We start from the raw sequence: 26,949 nt of genomic DNA on the forward strand, positions 1-26,949 counted from the left end.
GGATCACTCCTTGGCGGCGGCCGCGTCGACGGCCTCGATGATCTGCTCGGGCGAGCCACTGCCCGCGAGCATGTCGACGACCGCGACGTTCAGCGCGTTGCCGACGTTCTGCCCGTAGACCGTGTCGAGCCACTGCGACGCGTACGGTGCGGCGTTGTACGCCTCGAGGATCTGCTGGAGGTAGGGCTCGGTGACCGCCTCCTGCGCGACCGTGTTCACGGGCGGCGCGTTGAACGCCTTGTAGTAGGCCTCCTGCACGGCGGCGGTGCCGATGTAGTTCAGGAAGTCCACGCAGGCGTCGGGGGCGTCCACCGAGCACGAGTAGCCGTCGACGCCGCCCATCATCGAGCCGGGCTCGCCCTCGCCGCCGTCGACCTCGGGGAAGGGGAACCACGCCAGGTCGGGCAGCGGCTTCTGGTCGGGGGTGAGCGAGGCGATCACGCCCGGGTCCCACGCGCCCATGAGCTCCATCGCGGCCTGGTGGTTCGCGACGAGGCCGGCCGAGCTGCCCGCGCCCTGCTGGGCGGAGGTGGTGAGGAAGCCATCGTTGAAGGGCTCGGTTGCGGCGAAGTCCTGCAGATCCTCGCCCGCGCGGATCCAGCACTCGTCACTGAAGTCGCGCTCGTCGGCGGCCTTCGCGAGCGTGTCGGGGCTGCACTCGCGGAGGGCGAACCAGTAGTACCAGTGCGCAGCGGGCCAGGCGTCCTTGGCGCCGAGCGCGACCGGGGCGACGCCCGAGTCCTTCAGCTTCGCGACGGCGTCGTCGAACTCGTCGATCGTGGTCGGGTTCTCCGTGATGCCGGCCGCGTCGAACAGGTCCTGGCTGTAGAACATGCCGCCGGGCAGCACCGCGATCGGCATCGCGTAGATCTTGCCGTCGAGGGTGTTCGCCGAGTAGGCGGCGTCCGGGATTTCCTCCGCGGCCGGGCCGGCGATGCCGTCGGTGAGGTCCTTGACCTGGCCGGCCTCGACCATGGCGGCCATCTTGCCGCCGCCGCGCTGGAGGAAGATGTCCGGTGCGTCGCCCGCGTTGAGTGCCGTCTGGAGCTTGCCGTCGAGGTCCTCGTTCTGGATCGACTGGATGTCGATGGTGACCCCGGGGTTCTCGGCCTCGAAGTCGGCGACCGTCGACTCCCAGAATTCCTTGCCGGGACCCGTCGAGGCGTTGTGCCAGAACGTCAGTTCGACGTCTCCGCCGTCCTGCGAGTCTCCGGCACTGCACCCCGCCAGGGCGCCGGCTGCCAGGAGTGCGCTGGCTCCGACCACCGCGATCCTGCCGATGCTGCGTCTGTTCATCATTGAACCTCTCGAAAGTTTCGACGCTGATGTCGAAAGTGATCTGGACGTCTCGAATATACGACGGTTCCGATATGCGGTCAAGCGCAACAAATTCGGCGTGGCGTCGCTCCGGGCCCGCGGACGCACGCCTAGAGTGGACGCGTGAATGACCGGGGCGGGACGTTCGACGGGGTGCATCGTCGAAACCTCTCGAAAGTGCTGCGTCTCGTGCACCTCGAGGGAGCGATGTCACGTGCGCGCCTCACCGGGCTCACCGGACTGAATCGCTCGACCGTGGCGACACTCGTCGCCGAGCTGGTCGAGCTGGGGCTCACGGTCGAGCAGCCGCCGGACCCCACCAACCGCGTCGGGCGCCCGTCGCCGGTGGTGGCCGCCGACCCGCACGTGCTCGCGCTCGCCGTGAACCCCGAGGTCGACGCGATCACCATGGCCGCCGTCGGCCTGGACGGCCGCATCCCGATCCGCGAGCGCATCGAGGTCGATCGCCTGCCGAGCCCCGAGGAGACTGCCGACCTCGTCGCCGCGACTCGCGACCGCTGGATGGCCGGCGAACTGCGTCGGGCCCGCCTCATCGGGGTCGGGCTCGCCGTGCCCGGGCTCGTCCGTGCGTCGGACGGCCTCGTGCGCTGGGCGCCGCACCTCGAGTGGACGGATGCCCCGCTCCGCGCGCTCGTCGAGGAGGCCACCGGGCTGCCCGCCGCCGTCGGCAACGACGCGAGCTTCGGCGCGCACGCCGAGCACCTGTTCGGCGCCGGGCGCGGCGTCGACGACCTCGTCTACCTCAACGGCGGCGCGAGCGGCATCGGCGGCGGACTCGTCGTGCACGGCCGGCTCGTGGGCGGCACGGGCGGCTACGCGGGGGAGTTCGGGCAGAACCGGCCGGGCATCGCGGACCCCGCCGATCGTCGCGCCGACGGCGGCGTGCTCGAAGACGAGGTCAGCCGCGCCCGCCTGCTCGAGGTCGCCGGACTCGCGAGCGCCGACGAGCCGTCGCTCGCGGCCGCGCTCGCCGCATCGAAGGCGCCCGAGGCGGCGGCGGAGCTCGCCAGGCAGCGACGGATCCTCGCGACCGCCCTCGGGAACGCCATCAACGTGCTGAACCCGTCGCTCGTCGTGCTCGGCGGCTTCCTCGCAACGGTCGCCGAGAGCGATCCGGCCGATCTCGAGCAGGCGGTCGGCGCGCAGACCGTGGCGGCCGCATTCGAGGAGGTCTCGATCCGCGTCGCGGCGCTCGGTGAGGACCGGCTCATGATCGGAGCGGCCGAGGCCGCACTCTCGCCGCTGCTCGCCGACCCGCTGTCGGCAACGCGCGACTGAGCGCCGGTCGCCGACGTTCGACGCCGACGGGCCCTGGTCGCCGACCTGGACTTGATTCCGCACGGGGTGCTGCCGATAGACTGAACGGCAGTCGAATCGATTCGAGGCCCCTCGGCCGAGATCACTCCACGACGGCGTCCGCACTGGCGCCGTCGTTTCCGTCTCCCGGCGCCCGATGATGCGCGTCGCCACCCCCCAGCACGCCCGGGAACACGCATGTCCTCCACCACCTCCATCCCCATCATCAGGCCCGACGACCACACGACGTCGGCATCCGCGCACCCCGGCGACCTCCTCACACGCCGCCAGCGCCTCGTCTACGTGCTCGTGCTCGGCGCGCTCACGGCGCTCGGGCCGTTCACGGTCGACCTCTACCTGCCCGCGTTCCCCGTGCTGCAGGACGAGCTCGGCGTCTCGGCCGCCGCCGTGCAGCTCACGCTCACGGGCACCATGGTCGGCTTCGGCTTCGGCCAGCTCATCGTGGGCCCCTGGAGCGACAAGGTCGGGCGCAGGCTCCCGCTCATCCTGGCCACGGTGCTGCACATCGCGGCATCCATCGGTGCGGCGCTGGCGCCCGACATCGTCTGGCTGAGCGCGTTCCGCCTGCTGCAGGGCTTCGGCGCCGCCGCCGGCGGCGTGGTCGCGATGGCGATGGTGCGCGACCTGTTCGGCGGCAAGCCGCTCGTGCGCATGCTCTCGCGGCTCGCGCTCGTCAACGGCCTCGCGCCGGTGCTCGCGCCCGTCATCGGCTCGCAACTGCTCGCCGTCATGGACTGGCGCGGCGTGTTCTGGGTGCTCGGCGCCTACGCCGTCGTCGTGGTCACCGCCGTCGCGTTCCTCATCGTCGAGACACTGCCCGAGTCGCGCCGGCACGTCGCCGGGCACTCGACCCTGCGCGACCGTTACGGCGCGCTCTTCCGCGACCGCGTCTACCTCGGCGCCGCGGTCATCGGCGGCATGACGTTCACGGGCCTGTTCGGCTACCTCTCGACGTCCTCGTTCCTCTTCCAGGAGTTGTACGCCTTCACGGCACAGGAGTACGGACTGCTGTTCGCGGTGAACTCGATCGGCGTCATCGTCGGCGTGCAGACGAGCGCCCGGCTCATGCGCGGTCCCGTGCCCCCGCAGTGGATCCTCGCCGCGACGACGTTCGTGCACCTCGCCATGGCGGTGTCCATCATGGTGCTCGACTCGAACGGCGCCGGCTTCTGGGGCACCGCGATCCCGCTCTGGATCTACATCCTCGCGTGCGGGTTCTCGTTCCCGGCGGTGCAGGTGCTCGCGCTCGCGCACCACGGCGCGGAGGCCGGCACGGCCGCCTCGCTCCTCGGTGCGCTGAACTTCGGGCTCGCGGGCCTCATCTCGCCGCTCATCGGCCTGCTCGGCGTGGGCAGCGCCGTGCCCATGGCATTCGTGATGCTGCTCGCCGCGATCGTCGCCATCGCCGCGCTCTGGGCGCTCGTACGCCCCATGACCGTGCCGCCGCTCAGCGACTGACGGCGCGCGGCGTGGCCGGGCGGATGCCTCGAGCCGGGCGGATGCCGCGTGGTGCGTGCCGCGGCATCCACGTGCACATTCCTGCGGATATACGATCCGGCATGCCGCGCGATCGGCGACATTCGCGGCGCGTCCGATCGTATATCCGCCATGTCGTGCAGGTGAGGTGGATGCCTCGAGCCGGGCGGATGCCGCGTGGCGCGTGCCGCGGCATCCGCTCGCGTCCGTTGGCTAACGTGGTGGGATGACGGAACGCGACGAACCGGCGACGCCGCCCGCCGAGGCGCCGGACACCGCGCAGGAGGCGACGGGCCACGACCTCACGCCGACGGTGTCCGATGACCTGCGTCCCGAGCAGCGCGAGGCCAAGGCGCAGCGCCTGGGGCGGCGCATCCCCGTCGTGAGCGGGATCTCGGCCGTCATCGCGGCGGCGCTGCTCGGACTCCTCGTCACGGTCAGATCGGGTGAGCTCGCCTTCGAGTTCGACGAGGAGTGGGCCGAGGACGTCCTCGAGTTCCGCGGGCCCATCGGCGACGTGTTCTCGTTCTTCATGAACGGACTCGGGGGAGGGATCGTCGGGGTCTTCGTCGTGCCGATCGCGGTCGCGTCGGCGTTGCTCATCGCACGGCGACCGTGGGCGGCCCTGTACTTCGTCGCGGCGTCGGCGGTGAGCGCGGGCGTCGTGCAGCTCCTCAAGAACCTGTTCGGACGGGCCCGACCCGAGGACATCATCGTGCTCAGCGACTTCGGATCATTCCCGTCGGGGCATGTGGCGAATGCGGCGACCATCGCGGTGACCATCGGCATCATCGTGCCCTACACCTGGGTGTGGGTGCTCGGGGGCGCCTACACGCTGCTGATGGCCGTCAGCCGCACCTATCTCGGCGCGCACTGGCTCTCGGACACGATCGGCGGGATCCTCGTCGGCGTGGCGGCCGCGCTGCTCATGTGGGCCGCCTTCGCGGCGCCGCTCGAGCGCGAGCGCCTGCAGCGGTTGACGGAGGTGTCGGCGCGCAACGCCGCGCGCGCGCAGGCGCACGTGACGCCGCCGGCGCGGTCGCGCGACACGGGGGAGTGAATGGTCGCTCGCGGCGATCGGCCAGTACAACGTTGTAGACTCGGCGCAACCACTGGGAGGGTGCATGGCGTCGACACTGCATGACGTGGCGAGGCTCGCCGGGGTCTCGATCAAGACCGTGTCGAACGTGATCAACGACTACCCGCACGTGCGACCCGCGACGAGGGAGCGCGTGGAGCAGGCGATCGCCGAGCTCGGGTACACCCCGAACCTCACCGCGCGCAGCCTCAGGTCCGGTCGCACCGGGGCGATCGCGCTGGCGGTGCCCGAACTCGGGCTCAGCTACTTCGCCGAGCTCGCGGCATCCGTCATCGAGGCGGCCGAGGAGGCGGGCGTCGTGGTGCTCGTCGAGCAGACCGGCGGCGACCGGGACCGTGAGCTGGAGCTCCTGCGCAGTCCTCGACTGAAGATGACCGACGGGCTCATCTTCAGTCCGCTCGGCATGGGGCAGGACGACGTCGATCGACTGGACGTGCCGTACCCGCTCGTGGTCCTCGGCGAGCGCATCTTCGACGGCCCGGCCGATCACGTGACCATGCGCAACATCGAGGCGGCGCGTGCCGCCACCGAGTTCCTGCTGCGTACGGGTCGTCGTCGCATCGCCATCGTCGGGGCGCACGAGGGCGAAGTGATCGGTTCCGCCGGGCTGCGCCTGCGCGGCTACCGCGAGGCGCTCGACGCGGCCGGCGTTCCCTTCGACGAGTCGATCATCGGCTACACCACCCTCTGGCATCGTTCCAACGGTGCACGATGCATGCGCGAACTCCTCGATCGCGGCGCGGAGTTCGACGCCGTCTTCGGGCTGAACGACACGCTCGCGCTCGGTGCCATGCGCGTGCTGCAGGAGGCCGGGCTGCGGGTGCCCGGCGACGTGGCCGTCGTCGGGTTCGACGATCTCGACGAGGCACGCTATTCGATCCCGTCGCTGACGACCATCGACCCGGGCCGCGAGTGGATTGCGGCGACGGCCGTGCGCACGCTCCTGGAGCGCATCGAGCACCCCGACGCCGAGCAACCTGCACGTCTCCTGCTCGCGGATTTCCGCATCGCGGAGCGCGAGTCGGCGGGCGCCGCCCTCGATTCGGCGAGCGCAGCCCTCGAGTCGGCGGGCGCGATCCTCCATCAGGGCGCCGGTGCGGACGCCTGACGCGATCTGCCGGCCGTGAGTCCGAACTTCGGCTTGACAGGTCGCCGCAGTCGCGCCAACATGTCTTTACAACGTTTACTTTACAACGTTGTACAGACTCGGAACTCGCCGCGGAGTCCCCCTCGTGGCGGCCCTCGAGCCCATTGCCAGAGACAACGGTGTCCAACACCGCGAGAGGAAGCACACAGCTATGAAGTCGAAGCTCTTGGCCGCGTCCGGCGTCGTCGCCGTCGCCGCGGCCGCGCTGACCGGCTGCTCCGCCGGTTCGTCAGAGGAAACCTGCACCAACGAGATCGTGAATCCCGACGCGACGCAAGTGAGCGTCTGGGCGTGGTACCCCGCCTTCGAGGACGTCGTCGACCTCTTCAACGAGACGCACGACGAGATCCAGGTCTGCTGGACAAACGCCGGGCAGGGCAACGACGAATACACGAAGTTCTCCACCGCCATCGAGTCGGGCTCGGGCGCTCCCGACGTCATCATGCTCGAGGCCGAGGTGCTCTCGAGCTTCTCGATCCGCGACGCGCTCGTCGACCTGACCGAATACGGCGCCGACGAGGTGAAGGGCGACTACTCCGAGGGCGCGTGGAAGGACGTCTCGAGCGGCGACGCGGTCTACGCGATTCCCGTCGACGGCGGCCCCATGGGCATGCTCTACCGCCAGGACATCCTCGACCAGTACGGCATCGCCGTGCCCACCACGTGGGACGAGTTCGCGGCGGCGGCACAGGCCCTGAAGGACGCGGGTGCCCCCGGAGTCATTGCCGACTTCCCGACCAACGGCCGCGCGTACAACCAGGCGCTCTTCGCCCAGGCCGGCTCGGTGCCGTTCGACTACGACAATGCGAAGCCCACCGAGATCGGCATCGAGGTGAACGACGAGGGCTCCAAGCGGGTGCTGGCGTACTGGAACGATCTGGTCGCCCGCGGCCTCGTGGCCACCGACGACGCGTTCACGGCCGACTACAACACGAAGCTCGTCGACGGCAGCTACGCCATCTACGTGGCCGCCGCGTGGGGCCCGGGGTACCTCGGCGGGCTGTCGGACGCCGACGCCGACGCCGAGTGGAAGGCGGCGCCGGTTCCGCAGTGGGACGCCGCGAACCCCGTGCAGATCAACTGGGGCGGCTCCACGTTCGCCGTGACGAGCCAGGCGAAGGACCCGGAGGCCGCCGCCGTCGTCGCCAAGGAGATCTTCGGCACCGAGGAGGCATGGAAGCTCGGCATCGAGAAGGCGGCGCTGTTCCCGCTCTGGAAGCCGATCCTCGAGTCCGACTACTTCCGTGACCTCGAGTACCCGTTCTTCGGAGGCCAGCAGATCAACAAGGACGTCTTCCTCGAGGCGGCCGCGGGCTACACGGGCTTCACCTTCAGCCCCTTCCAGAACTACGCCTACGACCAGCTGACCGAGCAGCTCTACGCCATGGTGCAGGGCGAGAAGGCCTCCGACCAGGCCCTCGACGACCTGCAGGCCTCCCTCGAGCAGTACGCCACCGAGCAGGGCTTCAGCCTGAAGTGAGCGGATGCCGCGTCCCGGCCTCTCCGCCGGGGCGCGGCATCCCCGATGCCCGACCCGACCGGCCCGTCCGACCTAGGAATCGACGCCAATGACCATGCAGACCACACTGCCGGCGCAGCCGGCGCCCGCAGCGCCCGCGCGGGGGAACCGCCCGTCGGGCGGGTCGAGCCTCGAGCGCCGACGGCAACGCTGGGGCTGGCTTTTCGTGACCCCGTTCCTCGTCGTGTTCGCGCTCTTCCTCGTCTTCCCCCTGTTCTACGCCTTCGGCATGAGCCTGTTCACCTCGACGCTGGCCACCGGCACCCGGTTCACGGGCGCGGAGAACTACGTCAAGGCGTTCACCGATCCGCTCTTCCTCGAAGGGCTCCTTCGGGTGGCCGCCTATGCGATCGTCATGATCCCCGTGCAGCTCATCGTGGCGACGGCTGCGGCGCTCGTGCTCGACACGCTCGCGACGCGGCTCGCGAAGGCCTCGCGCCTGTTGATCTTCGCGCCGTATGCCATCCCCGTGGTCATCGGTGCCCTCATGTGGAGCTTCCTCTACAGCCCGCGATTCGGGCCGAGCGCCACGCTCTTCGACGTCGTCGGGTTGCCCTCACCCGACTTCCTCGCCGCAGACACGGTGTTCGGCAGCCTCGTCAATGTGGTCACGTGGCAGTGGTCGGGCTACTACATGGTCGTCATCTACGCCGCACTGCGCTCGATCGACCCGGCGATCTACGAGGCCGCCCGCATCGACGGCGCGAACGGCTGGCAGACGGCCCTGCGCATCAAGGTGCCCCTCATCTCGTCGTCGATGGTGATGGCCATCACGTTCGCGCTCATCGGCACGCTGCAGTTCTTCACGGAGCCCGTCGTGCTCCGCAACATCGCCCAGGGTGCCATCGACGCCGCCTACACGCCGAACATGTACGCGTACTCGCTGGCGTTCTCCTACAGCCAGTTCAACTACGCCTCGGCGATCGCGTTCTCGCTCGGCATCCTCGTGTTCGCCGGCTCCTACGTCTTCCTGTTCCTGACTCGCAAGCAGAGCGGATTGAAGTGATGAGCGTCTTCGCACCCCGTACCGACCTGCGCGACGAGCCGGCCACGACCGCGACCGGCGTGCCCTCCCACGCCGACCGCAGCGCGGGCGACCGCCGCCGCCGCGGCGGCCGTCGCATCGGCTCGCACGCGTTCCTCGTGATCCTCGCGATCTACTTCGTCATCCCGATCTGGTGGCTCGTCGTCGCGGCGACGAAGAACACCTCGGGGCTGTTCGGCAGCCCGGCGTTCTGGTTCGACGACCATTTCGCCCTGTTCGAGAACATCGCCGGGCTCTTCACACACCAGGGCGGCATCTACTGGCGGTGGCTCGGCAATTCGTTCCTGTACGCGTTCGCCGGCGGCCTCGGCGCCACCGCGCTCGCGATCCTCGCGGGCTACGGCTTCGCGAAGTACCGGTTCCGAGGCCGCGGCGCGGTGTTCACGGTCATCCTCGGTTCGGTCATGGTGCCGCTCACGGCACTCGTCATCCCGACGTTCATGCTGCTCAGCCAGTACGGCATCATCAACACGCCGTGGGCCGTCATCCTGCCCAGCCTGCTGAGTCCCTTCGGCGTCTACCTCATGCGCGTCTACACGCAGGACGCCGTGCCCGACGAAATGCTCGAAGCCGCCCGCATCGACGGCGCCGGCGAGCTGCGCACCTTCTTCCAGGTCGCGCTTCCGTTGCTGAAGCCCGCCATCGTCACCGTGCTACTGCTCTCGGTGGTGGGCACGTGGAACAACTTCTTCCTCCCGCTCGCGGTGCTCACCGACCCTCAGCTGCTCCCCGTCACGGTCGGGCTCAATCGCTGGACGGCACTCTCCAACGCCGGCGCGGGCGGCGAGCAGGTCTGGAACCTGATCACGTCGGGCGCCTTCGTCTCGGTGCTTCCGCTGATCCTCTCCTTCCTCTTCCTCCAGCGTTACTGGCAGGGCGGCCTCTCGATCGGCAGCATCAAGTAGCCCTGCACCCGACTCCACGACCGCCGGATGCCTCGCCCGGGGCATCCGTCACCACACCGCACACCGAAACAGAAAGCAGTACATGCCCACCGCACGCCTGACCATCGACCCGCACTTCAGGATCGGGCCGGTTCACCGGCGCGTGTTCGGCGGATTCGTCGAGCACCTCGGCCGTCACGTCTACGACGGCATCTACGAGCCCGGACATCCCACCGCCGACGCCGACGGGTTCCGCGCCGACGTCATCGAGCTCGTGAAGGAGCTCGGGGTCTCGACGATCCGCTATCCAGGCGGCAACTTCGTCTCGGGGTTCCGCTGGGAGGACAGCGTCGGCCCACGCGCCGAGCGACCGCGCCGCCTCGACCTCGCGTGGCACTCGACCGAGACGAACGAGGTTGGCCTGCACGAGTTCGCCGACTGGCTCGACAAGGTCGGCAGCGACCTCATGCTCGCGGTGAATCTCGGCACGCGGGGTACGCTCGAGGCGCTCGATCTGCTCGAGTACGCGAACATCACGGGTGGCACGGCGCTCTCGCAGCGTCGCATCGACAACGGCCGCACCGATGCCTTCGGCGTGAAGATGTGGTGCCTCGGCAACGAGATGGACGGACCGTGGCAGCTCGGCCATCGGTCGGCCGACGACTACGGCAAGCTCGCGTCGCGAACCGCCAAGGCCATGCGACAACTGGATCCCTCGGTCGAACTCGTGGCGTGCGGCTCGTCGAGCGCGCACATGCCGACGTTCGGCGAGTGGGAGCGCGTCGTGCTGTCGCACACCTACGACGACGTCGACTACATCTCGTGCCACGCCTACTACGAGGAGAAGGACGGAGACCTCGGCAGCTTCCTCGCGTCGGCGGTCGACATGGACCGCTTCATCGAGACGGTCGTCGCCACCGCCGACCATGTCAAGGCGGTGCTCGGCAGCGAGAAGAACGTGAACATCTCGTTCGACGAGTGGAATGTCTGGTACATCTCGCGGTTCCAGAACGTCGACAAGATCGAGGGAATCGACAACTGGCCGGTCGCTCCGCGCCTCCTCGAAGACGTCTACTCGGTCGCCGACGCCGTGGTGTTCGGCAACCTCCTGATCTCGCTCATCAAGCACGCCGACCGGGTGACGAGCGCCTCGCTCGCGCAACTCGTGAATGTCATCGCGCCCATCATGACCGAGCCCGGCGGCCCGGCGTGGCGCCAGGCCACGTTCTTCCCGTTCTCGATCACGTCGCGCCTCGCGCAGGGCGAGGCGCTCGAACTGAAGCTGGACGCCCCCACATACACGACCAGGGAGTACGGCGAGGTGCCGATCGTCGATGCCGTGGCAACGCACGACCCCGAGACCGACCGCACGGCCGTCTTCCTCGTGAATCGCAGCCAGGACGAGGCCGTGACGCTCACCGTGGACATCGCGACGCTCGGGGCGCGCACGGTGCTGGAGTCGCACACGCTCGCCGACGACGACGTGTACGCGAAGAACACCCTCGAAGAGCCCGAGCGCGTCGCCCCGAAGCCGAACGACTCCGTTCGCGTCGAGGACAGCGAGCTCACGATCACCCTGCCGCCGGTCTCGTGGACCGCGCTGTCGCTCGGGTGACGCCCGGTGCGGCGCGGCGGTCGTCCATGCCGCCGCGCCGCATCGGTCGGATGCCGCGGCGCGGACGCCCGGCCGCGGTCGCCGCGGCCGTGGCATCCGTCGCCGCCCTGCTCCTGGCGGGATGCGCGCCGCCCGGCGTGTGGGACCTCACCGGCGATCTCTCAACGCACGATCCGGCGATCGCGAAGGACGACGGCACCTGGTACGTCTACTCCACCGGAAACGGCACTGTCGCCGACGGGAACATCCAGGTGCGCTCCTCCAGCGACGGGCGGGCCTGGCGTTACGAAGGCGAGGTGTGGGACGAGAAGCCCGAGTGGATCGGCGAGACCGTGCGCGGCGTCGACAACCTGTGGGCGCCCGAGCTCGTCGAGCACGACGGCACATGGTACCTCTACTATTCGGCGTCGACGTTCGGCAAGAACACCTCGGTCATCGCGCTCGCGACGAACACCACCCTCGATCCCGACGACCCGGCCTACGACTGGGTCGACCGGGGACCCGTGATCGCATCGGAGCCGGGCGACGACTTCAACGCCATCGACCCCGGTGTCGCGACCGACGACGAGGGCACGCCATGGCTCGCGTTCGGCTCGTTCTGGAGCGGCATCCGCATGGTCGAGCTCCAGTGGCCGAGCGGGCTCCGCGCCGACGCCGCCGAGCCGCTGCGGCTCGCCGACCGCGGCGCGCCGCCGAACGCGATCGAGGCGCCGTACCTCGTCGAGCACGACGGCGACTGGTTCCTCTTCGTCTCGCGCGACAGCTGCTGCCAGGGAGCCGACAGCACCTACAAGATCGCGGTCGGGCGAGCGGATGCTCCGACCGGCCCGTTCGTCGACCGCGACGGCGTTCCCCTCCTCGACGACGGCGGCACCGTGCTGCTCGAGACCGAGGGGTCGCGCGTCGGGCCCGGCGGCCAGTCGATCGCCGATGGGATGATGGCGCTGCACTACTACGACCGGGATCTCAACGGGCAGTTCCGGCTCGCGCTCGTGCCGATCGACTGGGACGGCGACGGATGGCCCGTGCTGCATTGGTGAGAGGAGACACGTGACCGAGCCCGTGGGGCCCATTCCGGTGCGGCTGTTCGCCGACCACGCGTCGAGCCCGATCTGGCTCGGGTACGACCCCGTGCCGTTCGACCACACCCGACTTTCGCCGGGCCTCGTCGCCGACCTGACGGCGTGGGCACGGGAGGTCGAGGATCGGGCGCTCGCCGACGACCGGCCGGCGGTCGCGTCAACGGCGGAATCCGACGATCGGGTCGGCCTCGACGATCGCGGCGCGCGGCTGGCCCGCCGGCTCGCGACCGAGCTCGGCGCGGACTTCGAGGTCGAGACGAGTCGGCGGCCGGTACGCGAGCGTTTGCGTTCCGACGAAATCGCCACCAACCGCGCCGCCGCCGATGCGTTCAGGGTGCTTGCTGCGGGCGGCGTTCCGGGACCCGCCGAACCCGGCGACGCAGCCGACCGCCGCAACTGGGCCGGCAACCTCGCATACCGTGCAGCCCGAGTGGTGCACCCGACGTCGATCGGGGAGCTGCGGCGCATCCTCGCCGAGGGCGGGCCGATCCGCTACCTCGGCACCCGCCACACCTTCAACGACCTCGCCGACACCGACGGCACGCTCATCGCGACCGATCGGCTGCCGACGCACGTCGACACGGGCAGCGCCGAGGGCGTGGTGCGACTGACCGGCGGGCTCCGCTACGGCGACCTCGCGCCGCGGCTGCACGAACGCGGGCTCGCGCTCGCCAACCTCGCCTCACTGCCGCACATCTCGGCCGCCGGGGCCATCGCCACCGGAACGCACGGCTCGGGCGATCGCATCGGCTCGCTCGCGACCGCGGTGCGGGCGATCGGGTTCCTGACGCCTGACGGAGAACACCGCCTCCTGCAGCGCGGCGACGACGACTTCGCCGGCGCCGTCGTGCACCTCGGCGCGTTCGGACTCGTCACCGCCCTCGAGCTCGAGGTGGAGCCGACCTACGACGTGGCGCAGACGGTGTTCGAGGGGCCCGGATGGGACGCGATCCTCGATGACCTCGACGCGGTCACGTCGCTCGGCACGAGCGTCAGCATCTTCACGACGTGGGCACGCACCGACGTCGCCGACCAGCTCTGGGTGAAGCAGCGGCTTCCGATCGACGGGGATGCCGCGGCGCAGCGCCGCGCGGTCGTCGCGCGTCTCGGCGCCCGCGCGGCGACGGTGCCGAGGCATCCGATCATCGGCCTTCCCGCCGACGCCTGCACGACCCAACTCGGCGCACCAGGACCGTGGCACGAGCGCCTGCCGCACTTCCGGCTCGAGTTCACGCCGTCGGCGGGGGAGGAGCTGCAGTCGGAGTACCTCGTGCCGCGGGTCGATGCGGTCGCCGCGATCGAGGCGGTGCGGAGCCTCGCCGGTCGCATCGCGCCGCTGCTGCAGGTGTGCGAGGTGCGCACGGTGCGCGCCGACGACCTCCGGCTGAGCCCGGCGTACGGCACCGACGTCGTGGCCGTGCACTTCACGTGGAAGCCCGACCAGCCCGCGGTCATGGCCCTGCTGCCCGACCTCGAAGCCGCGTTGCCCGTGACGGCTCGCCCGCACTGGGGCAAGCTCTTCACGCTGCCCGGCGAGGAACTGCGCCGCCGCTACCCGCGCTTCGACGATTTCGCCGCCCTGCGCGCACGGTTCGACCCCGAGGGCCGGCTGCGCAACGCGTTCCTCACGCGGCTGGGCCTCTGACCGCCGCCGACTCCTCGATGAGCTGCAGTATGCGCGCCGCCACGCTCACCGCGATCGCGGCCGGGTCCTTCGAGCGGATGCCCGGAATCCCGATCGGCGTGGTCACCCGTGCCAGCGCCGCGTCGTCGTGACCCGCCTCGCGGAGCTGCTGCTGGAATCGCGCCCACTTCGACCGCGAGCCGATGAGCCCGATCGACGCGAGGCCGTCGGTGCGCAGCGCGGTGTCGCAGATGGCGAGGTCCTCGACGTGGTCGTGGGTCATGATGAGCACGTGCGCGCCCGGCGGCAGGTCGGCGAGCGCCGACTCCGGCACCGGCAGGTGATGTACCTGCACGTCGGCCACGGCGTCGGCGAGGATGCCGCGCTCGCCCGGCACGCCGAGGCGATCGGGCGCCAGCATCTCCGATCTCGAGTCGATCAGGTCGAGCCGCAGCGGCTGCCGGCTCAGGATGCGCGCGAGCTCCAGCCCGACGTGCCCGAGGCCGAAGATCGCGACCGTCGGCACGACGCGCACGGGTTCCAGCAGCATGGTGACCTCTCCTCCGCAGCACTGCACGCCGTACTCGGTCGTGGTCTTGTCGCTGAGCGTCAGCGTCAGCAGTTCGGGTTCGGATGCCCCGTCGACGAGCAGCTCGCGCGCGCGGGCGATCGCGGTGGCCTCGAGATTGCCGCCGCCGACCGTGCCGAAGAGCCCGTCGGCCGAGACGACCATCTTGGCGCCGCCGTTGCGGGGCGCGTGTCCGCGCACCATGGCGAGCGTGACGAGCACCGACGGCGTGCGCTCCGTCCGAAGGCGCTGCAGGGCGTCGACCCAGTCCACGGCGAGTCTCCCGTCAGCGGTCGAAGGGCACGAGCGGGCGTTCGGCGTCGGCCGCAGTCCCGCGCCCCGAGGCATCCGCTCGCTCGTCGTCGCCGCCATCGCCATCGCGGCCGCCCGCCGTCGCCGCACGGCGCGACGCCTCGATCGCCCAGAACACCGCTTCGGGCGTCGCGGGCGAGGCGAGCTCGACGCTGTGCCCGGCCGGGCCGAACGCCGCGACGGCCTCGCGGATCGACTCGCGCACGCTGAACGCGAGCATGAGCGGGGGTTCGCCGACGGCCTTCGAGCCGTAGACGACGCCGTCCTCGGTGGCCCGCTCGAAGAAGTGCACGTTGAACTCCTCGGGCATCTCCGAGAAGCTGGGCAGCTTGTAGGTGCTCGCCGACTGGGTGAGGAGGCGCCCGCGCCCGGGTCCGTCGCTCTCGTCCCAGCGCAGGTCCTCGAGCGTCAGCCACCCGGCGCCCTGCACGAAGCCGCCCTCGACCTGGCCGAGGTCGACGACGGGCGAGAGCGAGTCGCCCACGTCGTGCACGATGTCGACCCGGCGGATGCGGTACATGCCGGTGAACCCGTCGACCTCGACCTCGCACGCGGCGGCGCCATAGGCGAAGTACTTGAACGGCGAGCCCTGCATGGCCTCGGTGTCCCAGTGCAGTCCCTCGGTGCGGTAGTACCCGGCGGCGAAGAGCTGCACGCGCTGCTCGTAGGCGGCCCGGACGACCTCGGCGAACGGCACCGAGGGGCCCGTGGTGCCGATGCCCGACACCCGGCCCCGGGAGAAGCGCACGTCGCGCGCGTCGATGCCGAGCAGGCGCCCGGCGACCGCGGCCATCCGCTCGCGGATCTGCTCGCACGCGTGCTTGACCGCGCCGCCGTTGAGATCGGCGCCCGATGACGCGGCCGTCGCCGAGGTGTTCGGCACCTTGTCGGTGCGCGTCGGCGCGAGGCGAACCGTCTCGAGGGGGACGCCGAGGGCGGTGGCCGCGACCTGCAGCATCTTCGTGTGCAGGCCCTGCCCCATCTCGGTGCCGCCGTGGTTGATGAGCACGGAGCCGTCCTGATAGACGTGCACGAGTGCGCCGGCCTGGTTGTAGGCGGTGAGCGTGAACGAGATGCCGAACTTCACCGGCGTGATGGCGAGCGCACGCTTCGTGTCGGGATGCCGGGCGTTGAACGCCGCGATCCGCACGCGACGCTCGTCGAACGCGCTCTCGTGTCGCACGCGGGCCCACACCTCGTGCAGGCGCTCGGCGTGGCGCACCGGCTGTCCGTAAGGCGTCGTCTGGCCCGCCACGTAGAAGTTGTGCTCGCGGAGCGCGGCCGCGTCGATCCCGAGGATCGGCGCCACCCGCCCCAGGATGTCCTCGATCACGAGCATGCCCTGGGGACCGCCGAATCCACGGAACGCCGTCTGCGACGTCGTGTTCGTCTTCGCGATGCGACCCTGGATGACGACGTCGGGGATCCAGTACGCGTTGTCGACGTGCATGAGCGCGCGGGCCGTGACGGGCTCCGAGAGGTCGAGGCACCAGCCGCCGTCGGAGGTGAGGGTCGTCGCGAGGGCCAGGATGCGCCCGTCGTCGTCGAACCCGGCCTTCCATTCCACATGGAACGGATGCCGCTTGCCGGTCATCGTGAGGTCCTGCGTGCGGGTGAGTCGCACGCGCACCGGTCGGCCCGTGAGCGTCGCCCCGAGGGCGGCGATCGCGGCGAATCCGTGCGGCTGCACCTCCTTGCCGCCGAACCCGCCGCCCATGCGGAGCGACTGCACCGTGACGCGGTTGCTCGGCACGCCGAGCACGTGCGCCACGATGTGCTGCGCCTCACTGGGGTTCTGCGTGCTGCAGTCGACGAACACCTGCCCCTCGGAGTCGACGTGCGCCAGCGAGGCGTGCGTCTCGAGGTAGAAGTGCTCCTGCCCACCGATGAGCGTGGTGCCCTCGAACACGTGCGGTGCGGCGGCGAGCGCACGCTCGGGATCGCCACGGCGGATCGTGCGGGGGATGCCCTGGAACGAGCCCGCCTCGATCGCCTCGGCCGCGGTCACGATCGACGGGAGCGGGTCGTACGCCACCTTCACCGCCGCCGCGCCCAGCCGAGCGGACTCGGCGTCCTCGGCAAGCACCCACGCGAGTGCGTGCCCGTGGAACATCGCCTCGCTCGGGAACAGCGGCTCGTCGCCCGAACTGCCGGCGTCGTTGGCACCGGGCACGTCGGCGGCGGTGAGCACCCGCACGACGCCGGGAACGGTGAGGGCGTCGCGCACGTCGAGGGACACGAGGGCATGCGCGTGCTCGGACTGCACGGGCCACGCCGTGAGCACGTCGCGCCGCCGGATGGCGAGGTCGTCGGTGTACGCGGCGGCACCCGTGGCGTGCAGCGCCGCGCTCTCGTGCGGAAGCGGCTGCCCGACGGCGGGATGCGCCGGGCGTGCGGCGAGTTCGCTCATGCCGGCACCTCCATACGGGCTCCCGAGCCGGCGCGGTACAGCTTCTCGATCGCGGTGCCCAGCATGCGCGACCGGTACTGCGCGCTCGCCCGGTGATCCGACATGGGGCTGCCCTCCGAGGCGAGCACGGATGCCGCCTCCTGCACGGTGTCGAGGTCCCACGGGCGTCCCGCCAGCACCGCCTCGGTCGCGCGGGCGCGAAGCGGGGTCGCGGCCACGCCGCCGAGGCCGATGCGCGCCGAGGCGACGATCCCGTCGTCGAGGTCGAGGGCGAACCCCACGGCGACGCTCGAGATGTCGTCGAAGCGCCGCTTCGCGATCTTGTGGAAGGCGGTGAACGGCGCGAGCGGCAGCGGGATGCGCACCGCTCGGATGAGTTCGCCGTCGCGCCGGAGCGTCTGACGGTACCCGGTGAAGAACTCCGCGAGGTCGACCTCGCGCTCGCCCTCGCCCGTGACGAGCACGACGCGCGCCTCGAGTGCGAGGAGCGCGGGAGCCAGGTCGCCGATGGGCGAAGCGGTGCCGAGGTTGCCGCCGATCGTGGCGCGGTTGCGGATGAGGGGCGATGCGAACTGCGGGAAGAGGTCGGCGAGCAGCGGCACCCGGCCGTCCAGGCGGCGTTCGACGTCGGTCAGCGGCAGCGCGGCGCCGATCTCGACCGAGGCGTCGCCGAAGGTGACGGCGCGCAGCTCGGGGAGGTGGTCGATCGCCAGCGTGAGGGGTGCGCGCCGCCCGCGGAGGTTCACCTCGACGCCCCAGTCGGTCGAGCCCGCGACGACGACGGCCTCCGGCTCCTCGGCGAGCACCCGCAGCGCCTCGTCGAGCGAGGAGGCGCGGATGAACCGTTCTCCGTCGAACTCGAGGAGCGTCGTGCTCGGCTCGGGTGCGGGCCGGGCACGTCGCTCGGCGAGGGGGTCGCCGGCCTCGGGGGCGCCGAGCGCGAACGCGGCGTCCCGGATGGGACGGTAGCCCGTGCACCGGCACAGGTTGCCGCTGAGGGCGTGCAGGTCGAACCCGTTCGGCCCGTGCGCGGCGTCGGCTGCGGCATCCGTCTCGCCGGCGACATCCTGCCCACCCGTGGCATCCGTCGTGCCCGTGGCATCCGTCGTGCCCCTGGGTACCCGATCCGCGCGGTAGAACTCGGCCGCCATGCTGCACGCGAACCCCGGTGTGCAGTAGCCGCACTGCGATCCGCCCGCCTCCGCGAGCCGGGCCTGCACGGGGTGGAGGTGCTCGGGGGTGCCGAGGCCCTCCGCCGTGACGACCTCCTGGCCGTCGAGGGCGGCGGCCGGCACGAGGCACGCGTTGACCGCCGTCCACCGCGTGCCGCCCTGTTCGTCGGGCGTCGCGAGCAGCACGGCGCAGGCACCGCACTCGCCCTCGGCGCACCCCTCCTTCGACCCGGTGAGCCCCTGCTCGCGCAGCCAGTCGAGCGCCGTCGTGTGCGCGGAGACACCTCGCAACGGGCGGCGCTGCCCGTTGACCGTCACGGCGATGTGATCCATGGTCGAACTCCCCTTGTCTCGCGAGTCTACGCCGCGATGCACAGCATGTTCCGGTTACGCCGCGTGCGCATCTGCGCGAAGATGAGGCTGAGCGTGTGGACCCACAGCCCGGAGGGGAGCGGCAGACCGCATGACCATCGAGATCGCCCGTGCCACCGACGTCGCGGGCGGCGAGGAGATCCTCACCGCCGCCGCACTCGCGTTCGTCGAGGAACTGCATGCCCGCTTCGACGCCCGGCGCCGCGAGCTGCTCACCGCACGAGTCGCCCGCCGCGACCGCATCGCGCGTGGCGAGGAGCGCCTCGACTTCCTCCCCGAGACCCGGCACATCCGCGAGGGCGACTGGTACGTGCCGCCCGCGCCCGAGGCGCTCACCGACCGCCGGGTCGAGATCACCGGTCCGGCGAACCCCGCGAAGATGGCGATCAACGCCCTGAACTCCGGCGCGCGGGTGTGGCTCGCCGACCTCGAGGACGCGTCGAGTCCCACGTGGGACAACGTCGTGGGGAGCATCCGCAACCTCCGCGACGCCGCGCGCGGCACGCTCGCCTACACGTCCCCCGAGGGCAAGGCGTACGCGCTCCGCGGCGACATCCGACGCCCCACCGTGGTCGCCAGGCCCCGCGGCTGGCACCTGCCCGAGAAGCACGTGCTCGTCGACGGGGTCAGGGCCTCGGGCTCGCTCGTCGACTTCGGGTTGCACGTGTTCCACACCGCCGAGCAGCTCCTCGCGAACGGCCACGGGCCGTACTACTACCTGCCCAAGCTCGAGAGCCACCTCGAGGCGCGACTCTGGAACGACGTGTTCACGTACGCCGAGGACCGCCTCGGGCTCCCGGCCGGCAGCATCCGCGCCACCGTGCTCATCGAGACCATCCCCGCGGCCTTCGAGATGCACGAGATCCTGCACGAACTGCGCGACCACGCCTCGGGTCTCAACGCCGGCCGCTGGGACTACCTGTTCAGCCTCATCAAGGTGTTCCGCGACGCCGGCCCCGAGTTCGTCGTGCCCGATCGCGCGTCGGTCTCGATGACCGCACCGTTCATGCGCGCGTACACCGAGCTCCTCGTCGCGACCTGCCACCGGCGCGGGGCCGCGGCGATGGGCGGCATGGCGGCGTTCGTGCCGAACCGAGCCGACCCCGAGGTCACCGCGGCCGCCATCGAGAAGGTGCGCGCCGACAAGGAGCGCGAGGCGCGCGACGGGTTCGACGGGTCGTGGGTCGCGCACCCCGACCTCGTCCCCGTGTGCCGCGAGGTGTTCGACGCGGTCCTCGGCGACCGGCCGAACCAGTTCGACCGGCAGCGGCCCGAGGTCGACGTGACGGCGGACGAGCTCCTCGACGTCGCCTCCGCGGCCGGCTCGGTCACCGAGGCGGGGCTGCGGCTGAATGTCTCGGTGGCCGTCGCCTACCTGGCCGCCTGGCTGTCGGGCGACGGCGCGGTCGCGCTCCACAACCTGATGGAGGATGCCGCGACGGCGGAGATCTCGCGCTCGCAGGTGTGGCAGCACCTCCGGCATCGCGTCGTGCTCGCCGACACCGGACGCACGGTCACCCCCGAACTCGTGCGCCGGGCGCTCGACGAGGAGGTCGAGCGGTTGCGTGCGGAGGTTCCGCCCGACCGGTTCTCCGCCCACGTCGAGCCGGCGGCACGGCTCATCGCCGAGATCTGCCTCTCGGAGGAGTACGTCGACTTCCTCACCCTCCCCGCCTACGAGCTGCTGGAGTGAGCATGCGCACCGCGCTCACGCCCCGTGACGTCGCCGCCGTCGACGTGCGCCTCGCCGAGACCGACGAGCTGCTCGCGCGCGCCTACCCCGGCGACGACGGTTCCCGCCAACCCGTGCACACCGTCTACGTGCCCGCCGACCGGTACGCGCCCGAGCTCCCCGCGGTGTGGGGTCGCGCCGCGCTCGCCGCGGTCGACGCGGCCGGCGGCGTCGAGGCGGTCGCCGTCGCCGCGGGGCTCGACGACGGGCTCGCGGCCGCCGTCGCGCCCCGCGTGCGGGACAAGCTCGCACGCGAGCCCATCGAGGACCTGCGCATCGACTTCGAGGACGGGTACGGCGACCGCGGCGACGACCTGGAGGATGTCGACGCCGTCCGCGCCGCCAAGCGCGTCGCCGCCGCGGCCGGCGCGGGGTTCGCGCCGCCGTTCATCGGCATCCGGTTCAAGTCGTTCGAGGCCGCGACCCGGGCTCGGGGCATCCGCACCCTCGACCTGTTCGTCACCGCCCTGCTCGAGCACGGCGGCCTGCCCGACGGGCTCGCACTCACCCTGCCGAAGGTCTCGACGGTCGCCCAGGTCGAGGCGATGGCGGACGTCGCCGCAGCTCTCGAGCGCGCGCACGGACTGCCCGACGGTCGGCTCAGGTTCGAGGTGCAGGTCGAGACCCCGCAGCTCATCCTCGGCGCCGACGGCACCTCGCCGGTCGCCCGGCTCCCGCTCGCCGCGCCCGGTCGGATCAGCGGGTTGCACTACGGCACCTACGACTACAGTGCGGCGCTCCAGATCGCGGGGCCCTACCAGTCGATGGAGCACCCCGCCGCCGACCTCGCGAAGGGCGTCATGCAGGTCGCGGTGGCGGGCACCGGCATCCGCCTCTCCGACGGATCGACGAACGTCCTGCCGATCGGCGAGCACGCCCCCGAGGCGTGGCGACTGCACGCGCGCCTCGTGCGCCGATCGCTCGAACGCGGCTTCACCCAGGGCTGGGACCTGCACGCCAACCAGCTGCCCACGCGCTTCATCGCGACCTATGCGTTCTACCGCGAGGGATACCCCGAGGCATCCGCGCGCCTGCACGACCACGTCGCCGGGACATCCGGTGCCGTCCTCGACGAGCCGGCCACCGTGCGCGCGCTCGCCGGGTTCGTGCTGCGGGGCGTGCGGTGCGGCGCCATCTCCCGCGACGAGGTGGCCGCCGACACCGGACTCGACGAGCGCGTGCTCGCCGTGCTCGCCCGTCCGAGACTCGCCGAGGAGACGAGATGAGCTACTTCACGCCGCAGGGGGGCCTCCCCGACCAGACCGAGCTCGTCTCCGGCCGGGCCATCGTGACCGAGGCCTACACGGTCATCCCGAAGGGGGTGCTCCGCGACATCGTCACGAGCAAGCTGCCGGGCTTCACGAACACCCGGTCGTGGATCCTCGCCCGGCCGATCTCGGGGTTCGCGACGACGTTCTCGCAGCTCATCGTCGAGATCGGGCCCGGCGGCGGCGCCGAGCGACCCGAGCAGGAGCTCGGGGTCGAGGGCGTCGTGTTCGTCACGGCGGGCGAGCTCACCCTCACGATCGAGGGTGCGACGCACGTGCTCGGGCCGGGCGGCTACGCGTACCTCGCGCCCGGAGCGCCCTGGTCGGTCGCGAACGAGGGCGCGGAGTTCGCGAGCTTCCACTGGATCCGCAAGGCGTACGAGCCCGTCGACGGGGTCGGGCTGCCCGCCTCGTTCGTCACGAGCGACGTTGACATGGAACCGCAGCCGATGCCCGACACCGAGGGCGCCTGGGCCACCACGCGGTTCGTGGATCCCGACGACCTCGCGCACGACATGCATGTGAACATCGTGACGTTCCAGCCGGGCGGCAAGATCTCGTTCGCCGAGACGCACGTGATGGAACACGGGATCTTCGTGCTCGAGGGCACGGGCGTGTACCGGCTGAACGGCGACTGGGTCGAGGTCGAGGCGGGCGACTTCATGTGGCTTCGCGCGTTCTGCCCGCAGGCGTGCTACGCGGGCGGACCCGGGCCGTTCCGCTACCTCCTCTACAAGGACGTGAACCGCCAGGTTCGGCTCACCGGCCGGGACGCGATCCGATGACGGATGCCTCGGGCGTCGACCTCGTGGAGTACGACCTCGTGATCCGCGGCGACCGGGTGCTCGTCGACGGCGCGTTCGTGCCCGCCGAGATCGGGGTGCGCGGCGGCGTCATCGTGCGCGTCGCGCCGCCCGGCGCCGGGCTCGAGGGTGCGCGCGTCGAGGGACTCGGCGGCGACGAGGTGCTCATCCCGGGACTCGTCGACACGCACGTGCACGTGAACGAGCCCGGACGCACCGAATGGGAGGGTTTCGAGACCGCGACCCGGGCGGCCGCGGCGGGCGGGGTCACGACCATCGTCGACATGCCGCTCAACAGCATCCCGCCGACGACCACCGTCGCCGCGCTCGACGAGAAGCGCCGCGCCGCCGAGGGCCGGGTGTTCGTCGACGTCGGATTCTGGGGCGGCGTGGTGCCCGGCAACCTCGCCGAGCTCGAGCCGCTCGCCGAGGCCGGCGTGTTCGGCTTCAAGTGCTTCCTCGTGCACTCGGGCGTCGACGAGTTCCCGCCCGTGACAGCCGACGAGCTGGAGCAGGCGATGGGCGTGCTCGCGGGCAGCGGCGACTCGCTCATGGTCGTGCACGCCGAGGACGCCGCCCTCATCGACGGCGCGCCGCATCCGCACAGCCGCGACTACGCCGACTTCCTCGCCTCCCGCCCGCGCGAGGCGGAGGGCGTCGCCGTCGGCGTCGTCATCGAGCGCGCCGCGCGCACCGGCGTTCGGGCGCACATCCTGCACCTGAGCTCCGCCGACGCCCTCGACCGCATCGCCGCCGCGAAGCGGCACGGCGTCCGGCTCACCGTCGAGACGTGTCCGCACTACCTCACGCTCTGCGCGGAGGACGTGCCGTCGGGGGCGACCGCGTTCAAGTGCTGCCCGCCGATCCGCGAGGCCGGCAACCGCGACGCGCTCTGGCGCGGGCTGGAGTCGGGCGTCATCGACTTCATCGTCTCCGACCACTCGCCGGCTCCCGCCGAGCTCAAGACGGCGGGCGGCGGCGACTTCGCCGCGGCGTGGGGAGGCATCGCGTCACTCCAGCTCGGGCTGCCGCTCGTCTGGACCGAGGCGCGGGCTCGGGGCATCCGGCTCGAACAGGTCGTCGAGTGGATGTCGGCGGCGCCCGCGCGGCGCGTCGGACTCACCTCGAAGGGGCGCATCGCCGAGGGCGCCGCGGCCGACCTCGTGGTCGTCGCCCCCGACGAGACGTTCACCGTCGACGCCACGGCGCTCGAGCACCGGCATCCGATCTGCGTGTACGACGGCCGCGAACTGGCCGGCGTCGTGCGCACCACATACCTGGCCGGCATCCCCGTCGAACGGACGATCCCGCGCGGGCGGCTCCTCCGCCGCGCCGCACCGAACGGACGTGCCGCCGCATGACGAGTTCCCGGATCACGACGCAGGTGCTCGAGGCCGCCACGGGCGTTCCCGCCGAGGGCATGCACGTCGTGCTCTCGATCCGAGACGGGGCCGCCTGGCGGGTGCTCGCCGACGGCACCACCGACGCCGACGGCCGGATCATCCGGCTCGGCGGCGACGAGCTGCCCGCGGGGGAGTACCGCATCCGCTTCGACACCGGCGCGTGGTACCGCGCCCGCAACGTCGCGACGACCTACCCCGAAGCCGTCGTCACCTTCATCGTCACCGACGACGGGCGGCACGTGCACGTGCCGCTCCTCCTGAGCCCGTTCTCGTATTCCAGCCATCGAGGGAGTTCAACATGACCGAGCCCGCCATCGTCCTCGGGGCGAACCAGTACGGCAAGGCCGAGGTGCGCGTGGTCAAGGTGACCCGCGACACCGCGCGGCACGAGATCGAGGACCTGGGCGTCACCTCGCAGCTGCGGGGCGACTTCGCGGCGGCGCACCTCGCGGGCGACAACGCGCACGTGGTGCCCACCGACACCCAGAAGAACACGATCTTCGCGTTCGCGCGCGACGGCGTCGGCTCGCCCGAGGCGTTCCTGCTGCGGCTCGCCGACCACTTCACGGGCTCCTTCGAGTGGGTGACGGGCGGACGCTGGGCGGCCGAGCAGTTCGCATGGCAGCGCATCCCGGTGGGCGGCGCCGAACACGACCACGCGTTCGTGCGCACCGGCCAGGAGGTGCGCACCGCGGTCGTCGTCGCCGACGGCTCCGACCGCCACGTGATCGCCGGGCTGAGGGAGCTCACGGTGCTGAAGACCACCCTGTCGGGCTTCGAGGGGTACCCGAAGGACCGGTACACGACGCTGCCCGAGACATCCGACCGCATCCTGGCCACGGATGTCGCCGCCAGATGGCGGTACGGCACGCTCGACGTCGACTACAACGACGCGTACGCGAGCGTGCAGGCACTGCTCCTCGAGGCGTTCGCGGCGAAGTACTCGGCGGCGTTGCAAACCACGCTCTTCGACATGGGACGCGCGGTGCTCGAGGCGCACCCCGAGATCGCCGAGATCCGCTTCTCGATGCCGAACAAGCACCACTTCGTCGTCGACCTCGCGCCGTTCGGCCTCGACAACCCGAACGAGGTCTTCTTCGCGGCCGACCGTCCGTACGGGCTCATCGAGGCGTCGGTCGAGCGCGACGGGGTCACCGCTCCGGCCGTCGCCTGGGAGGGCGTCGCCGGCTTCTGCTGAGCGGATGCCGCGGCCGCTCGCCGCTCGCGTCGGTGGCGCGGTGGGCTCCTCCCATCCGCGCCGTGGGTTCCTCTCACCCCCGCTGCGGGCTCCTCCCATCCCCGCCGTGGGCTCCTCCCATTCGCGCTGCGGGCTCCTCTCACCCCCGCCGAGAGTGCACTTCGCGCCCTCGTTCGGGCGGCGAGTGCACTCTCGAGGTCGCGTCCCGGGCGCCGCGCGCCCGTCGCGCGGACGCCAGCGTTGCCTTCGCCGCCAAGAGTGCACCTCGCGCCCTCCTTCGGGCGGCGAGTGCACTCTCGATGAGAGCGGGCTCGCCCTCGGAGCGCGCCGCCGCTCGGCGCTCTGGCCCAAAGCACGCACTCGTCCTCAACATCCGGGATCCCAGAGGAGCCGTGACAGGTTCCGCGAGGACGGATCCACCGAATCTCGCAGCCGGGAGACTCTGCGCATGAGTCCCCGCACCCCGCTCCCGCTCGACTTCGCACTCGCCCCGTTCACCACGCACGACGCCCGTGCGCGGGGTCTCACCGTCAAGCGCCTTCGCGGGTCGGATCTCGTGATCCCGGTGCGCGGCGTGCGGCTCCCGCGCGCGGAGGAGGCGTCGCTCACGGCGCGCTGCCATGCCCTGCAGCTGCACGTGACCCATGCGGACTGGGCCTTCAGCCACGTCACGGCGGCCGCCCTCTGGGGTCTTCCTCTTCCATGGCGTCTGGAGTCGTCCACGACGCTCCACGTCACGGTGTGGGGCGGGAAGTATCCGCCGCGCGTGCGGAATGTCGCCGGACACCGAGCCGTCGAAGCGCCGCCGACGCGCCGGCATCGAGCGCTCCGGCTCGTCGCAGCGAGCGACGTCTGGTGCCAGCTGTCCCCGGTCCTGCTCGAACTCGAACTCATCGAGGCGGGTGATCGGCTGCTCGGCCGCCCGGCACCTCTCGCCACCGTCGACGAGATCGACGAGGCGATCGAGCGCTACGGGAAGCGCCGCGGATGCCGCGGGCTGCGAGCCGCGCGTGAGCATCTCGATGTCGGTTCCGAGTCGCCGAAGGAGACCGAACTGCGACTCCGGGTGATCGAAGCGGGATTCCCCGAGCCCGAGTCGAACGGCGTCATCGAGCTGCGATCCGGCCGTTCCACGCACGGAGATCTCGTCTTCCGCCGCTGGAAGGTGCTGCTCGAATACGACGGCGAGCATCATCGCGAAGACGGGCAGTGGGCGAAGGACGTCGACCGGTTGAACGAACTCGCGGGCAACGGCTGGTTGGTCATTCGGGTCAACAGGCATTCGGATTTCGAGGTGATCGCGCGTCAGCTCGCGGATGCGCTCGAACTGCGTGGCTGGGCGCGCGCGTAAGCCGGTGGAGCCGTTCGCGAGCGTGCAGTCGTCGCCCGTGCGAGGGCGGAGAGTGCGCGTTCGAGCGATGTCGGGGCGGCGGGCGGATGCCGCGAGCTCGGCGCCTCTCGCGAGCGTGCAGTCGTCGCCCACGCGGGGGCAGGGAGTGCACGCTCGGCGGATGTCGCGGGGCGGGCCGATGCCGCGGGGCAAGCGCATGCCGCGAGCGCGCGGC

The 26,949-nt window shown here is 71.2% G+C and carries 21 protein-coding genes; 17 read left to right on the forward strand and 4 right to left on the reverse strand.

All coding sequences use genetic code 11. From position 1 onward, the window contains the following. Positions 1-3: 3 nt before the first annotated feature. Positions 4-1,296: an extracellular solute-binding protein gene (locus EZM51_RS01860; protein ID WP_136706478.1), complete on the reverse strand. Its 1,293-nt coding sequence runs from the start codon at positions 1,294-1,296 to the stop codon at positions 4-6. A 144-nt stretch (positions 1,297-1,440) separates the two neighbouring features. Between EZM51_RS01860 and EZM51_RS01865 the strand changes: the two genes are divergently transcribed. The 10 genes from EZM51_RS01865 to EZM51_RS01910 all read left to right on the forward strand — a co-directional run bounded on the left by EZM51_RS01865 (position 1,441) and on the right by EZM51_RS01910 (position 14,167). After that, positions 1,441-2,616, forward strand: coding sequence for an ROK family protein (locus EZM51_RS01865; protein ID WP_248305412.1), 1,176 nt, complete (start codon positions 1,441-1,443; stop codon positions 2,614-2,616). A 216-nt stretch (positions 2,617-2,832) separates the two neighbouring features. Next, on the forward strand, positions 2,833-4,113 hold the full coding sequence (locus tag EZM51_RS01870; RefSeq protein WP_136706480.1) for a multidrug effflux MFS transporter: 1,281 nt from the start codon (positions 2,833-2,835) through the stop codon (positions 4,111-4,113). A 244-nt stretch (positions 4,114-4,357) separates the two neighbouring features. After that, the gene (locus EZM51_RS01875) at positions 4,358-5,191 is read left to right on the forward strand and encodes a phosphatase PAP2 family protein (protein ID WP_136706482.1); all 834 of its coding nucleotides are present in this window, start codon (positions 4,358-4,360) and stop codon (positions 5,189-5,191) included. Between the two features lie 64 nt (positions 5,192-5,255). Then, entirely contained in the window at positions 5,256-6,338 is a 1,083-nt protein-coding gene (locus EZM51_RS01880; RefSeq protein WP_136706483.1) for a LacI family DNA-binding transcriptional regulator, read from the forward strand. A gap of 190 nt (positions 6,339-6,528) precedes the next feature. Continuing rightward, positions 6,529-7,857: an extracellular solute-binding protein gene (locus EZM51_RS01885; RefSeq protein WP_136706485.1), complete on the forward strand. Its 1,329-nt coding sequence runs from the start codon at positions 6,529-6,531 to the stop codon at positions 7,855-7,857. A gap of 88 nt (positions 7,858-7,945) precedes the next feature. After that, entirely contained in the window at positions 7,946-8,902 is a 957-nt protein-coding gene (locus tag EZM51_RS01890; protein WP_248305413.1) for a sugar ABC transporter permease, read from the forward strand. After that, positions 8,902-9,846, forward strand: coding sequence for a carbohydrate ABC transporter permease (locus EZM51_RS01895; RefSeq protein ID WP_136706487.1), 945 nt, complete (start codon positions 8,902-8,904; stop codon positions 9,844-9,846). The genes EZM51_RS01890 and EZM51_RS01895 overlap by 1 nt, the downstream gene beginning before the upstream one ends. Before the next feature lie 82 nt (positions 9,847-9,928). Continuing rightward, a complete protein-coding gene (locus tag EZM51_RS01900) occupies positions 9,929-11,440 on the forward strand; it encodes an alpha-N-arabinofuranosidase (protein ID WP_136706488.1) in 1,512 nt (503 codons plus the stop codon). Between the two features lie 50 nt (positions 11,441-11,490). Then, positions 11,491-12,480, forward strand: a complete 990-nt coding sequence (locus EZM51_RS01905) for an arabinan endo-1,5-alpha-L-arabinosidase (RefSeq protein WP_136706490.1) — start codon at positions 11,491-11,493, stop codon at positions 12,478-12,480. Positions 12,481-12,490: 10 nt separating this feature from the next. Then, positions 12,491-14,167, forward strand: coding sequence for a D-arabinono-1,4-lactone oxidase (locus EZM51_RS01910; protein ID WP_349236052.1), 1,677 nt, complete (start codon positions 12,491-12,493; stop codon positions 14,165-14,167). On the opposite strand, the gene xdhC is transcribed toward EZM51_RS01910, so the two are convergent. The 3 genes from xdhC to EZM51_RS01925 are packed head-to-tail and all read right to left on the reverse strand — an operon-like array spanning position 14,148 to position 18,941. Continuing rightward, positions 14,148-14,987, reverse strand: coding sequence for a xanthine dehydrogenase accessory protein XdhC (gene xdhC / locus EZM51_RS01915; protein ID WP_136706492.1), 840 nt, complete (start codon positions 14,985-14,987; stop codon positions 14,148-14,150). The genes EZM51_RS01910 and xdhC overlap by 20 nt on opposite strands. Positions 14,988-15,000: 13 nt before the next feature. Then, entirely contained in the window at positions 15,001-17,436 is a 2,436-nt protein-coding gene (xdhB, locus tag EZM51_RS01920) for a xanthine dehydrogenase molybdopterin binding subunit (RefSeq protein ID WP_136706494.1), read from the reverse strand. Next, a complete protein-coding gene (locus tag EZM51_RS01925) occupies positions 17,433-18,941 on the reverse strand; it encodes an FAD binding domain-containing protein (RefSeq protein WP_136706496.1) in 1,509 nt (502 codons plus the stop codon). The genes xdhB and EZM51_RS01925 overlap by 4 nt, the downstream gene beginning before the upstream one ends. Before the next feature lie 130 nt (positions 18,942-19,071). On the opposite strand from EZM51_RS01925, the gene aceB reads away from it, so the two are divergent. The 7 genes from aceB to EZM51_RS01960 all read left to right on the forward strand — a co-directional run bounded on the left by aceB (position 19,072) and on the right by EZM51_RS01960 (position 26,735). Beyond that, positions 19,072-20,673, forward strand: a complete 1,602-nt coding sequence (gene aceB / locus EZM51_RS01930) for a malate synthase A (RefSeq protein WP_136706498.1) — start codon at positions 19,072-19,074, stop codon at positions 20,671-20,673. 2 nt (positions 20,674-20,675) lie between these two features. Continuing rightward, entirely contained in the window at positions 20,676-21,938 is a 1,263-nt protein-coding gene (locus EZM51_RS01935) for an aldolase (protein ID WP_136706807.1), read from the forward strand. Further along, positions 21,935-22,765 (forward strand): bifunctional allantoicase/(S)-ureidoglycine aminohydrolase, encoded by an 831-nt coding sequence (locus EZM51_RS01940; protein WP_136706500.1) that lies wholly within the window; start codon positions 21,935-21,937, stop codon positions 22,763-22,765. The genes EZM51_RS01935 and EZM51_RS01940 overlap by 4 nt, the downstream gene beginning before the upstream one ends. Next, positions 22,762-24,144 carry an allantoinase AllB gene (gene allB, locus EZM51_RS01945; protein WP_136706501.1) on the forward strand — a complete coding sequence of 461 codons (1,383 nt, stop codon included), beginning with the start codon at positions 22,762-22,764 and terminating at the stop codon, positions 24,142-24,144. The genes EZM51_RS01940 and allB overlap by 4 nt, the downstream gene beginning before the upstream one ends. Further along, positions 24,141-24,488, forward strand: a complete 348-nt coding sequence (uraH, locus tag EZM51_RS01950) for a hydroxyisourate hydrolase (protein WP_136706502.1) — start codon at positions 24,141-24,143, stop codon at positions 24,486-24,488. The genes allB and uraH overlap by 4 nt, the downstream gene beginning before the upstream one ends. Next, on the forward strand, positions 24,485-25,384 hold the full coding sequence (pucL, locus tag EZM51_RS01955) for a factor-independent urate hydroxylase (protein ID WP_136706504.1): 900 nt from the start codon (positions 24,485-24,487) through the stop codon (positions 25,382-25,384). Before uraH ends, pucL begins: the two co-directional genes overlap by 4 nt. 448 nt (positions 25,385-25,832) lie before the next feature. Next, positions 25,833-26,735 (forward strand): hypothetical protein, encoded by a 903-nt coding sequence (locus tag EZM51_RS01960; RefSeq protein WP_136706506.1) that lies wholly within the window; start codon positions 25,833-25,835, stop codon positions 26,733-26,735. Positions 26,736-26,949 lie beyond the last annotated feature (214 nt).

Origin of the sequence: Agromyces sp. H66 (assembly GCF_004959775.1) — a bacterium.
Lineage (GTDB): Bacteria > Actinomycetota > Actinomycetes > Actinomycetales > Microbacteriaceae > Agromyces.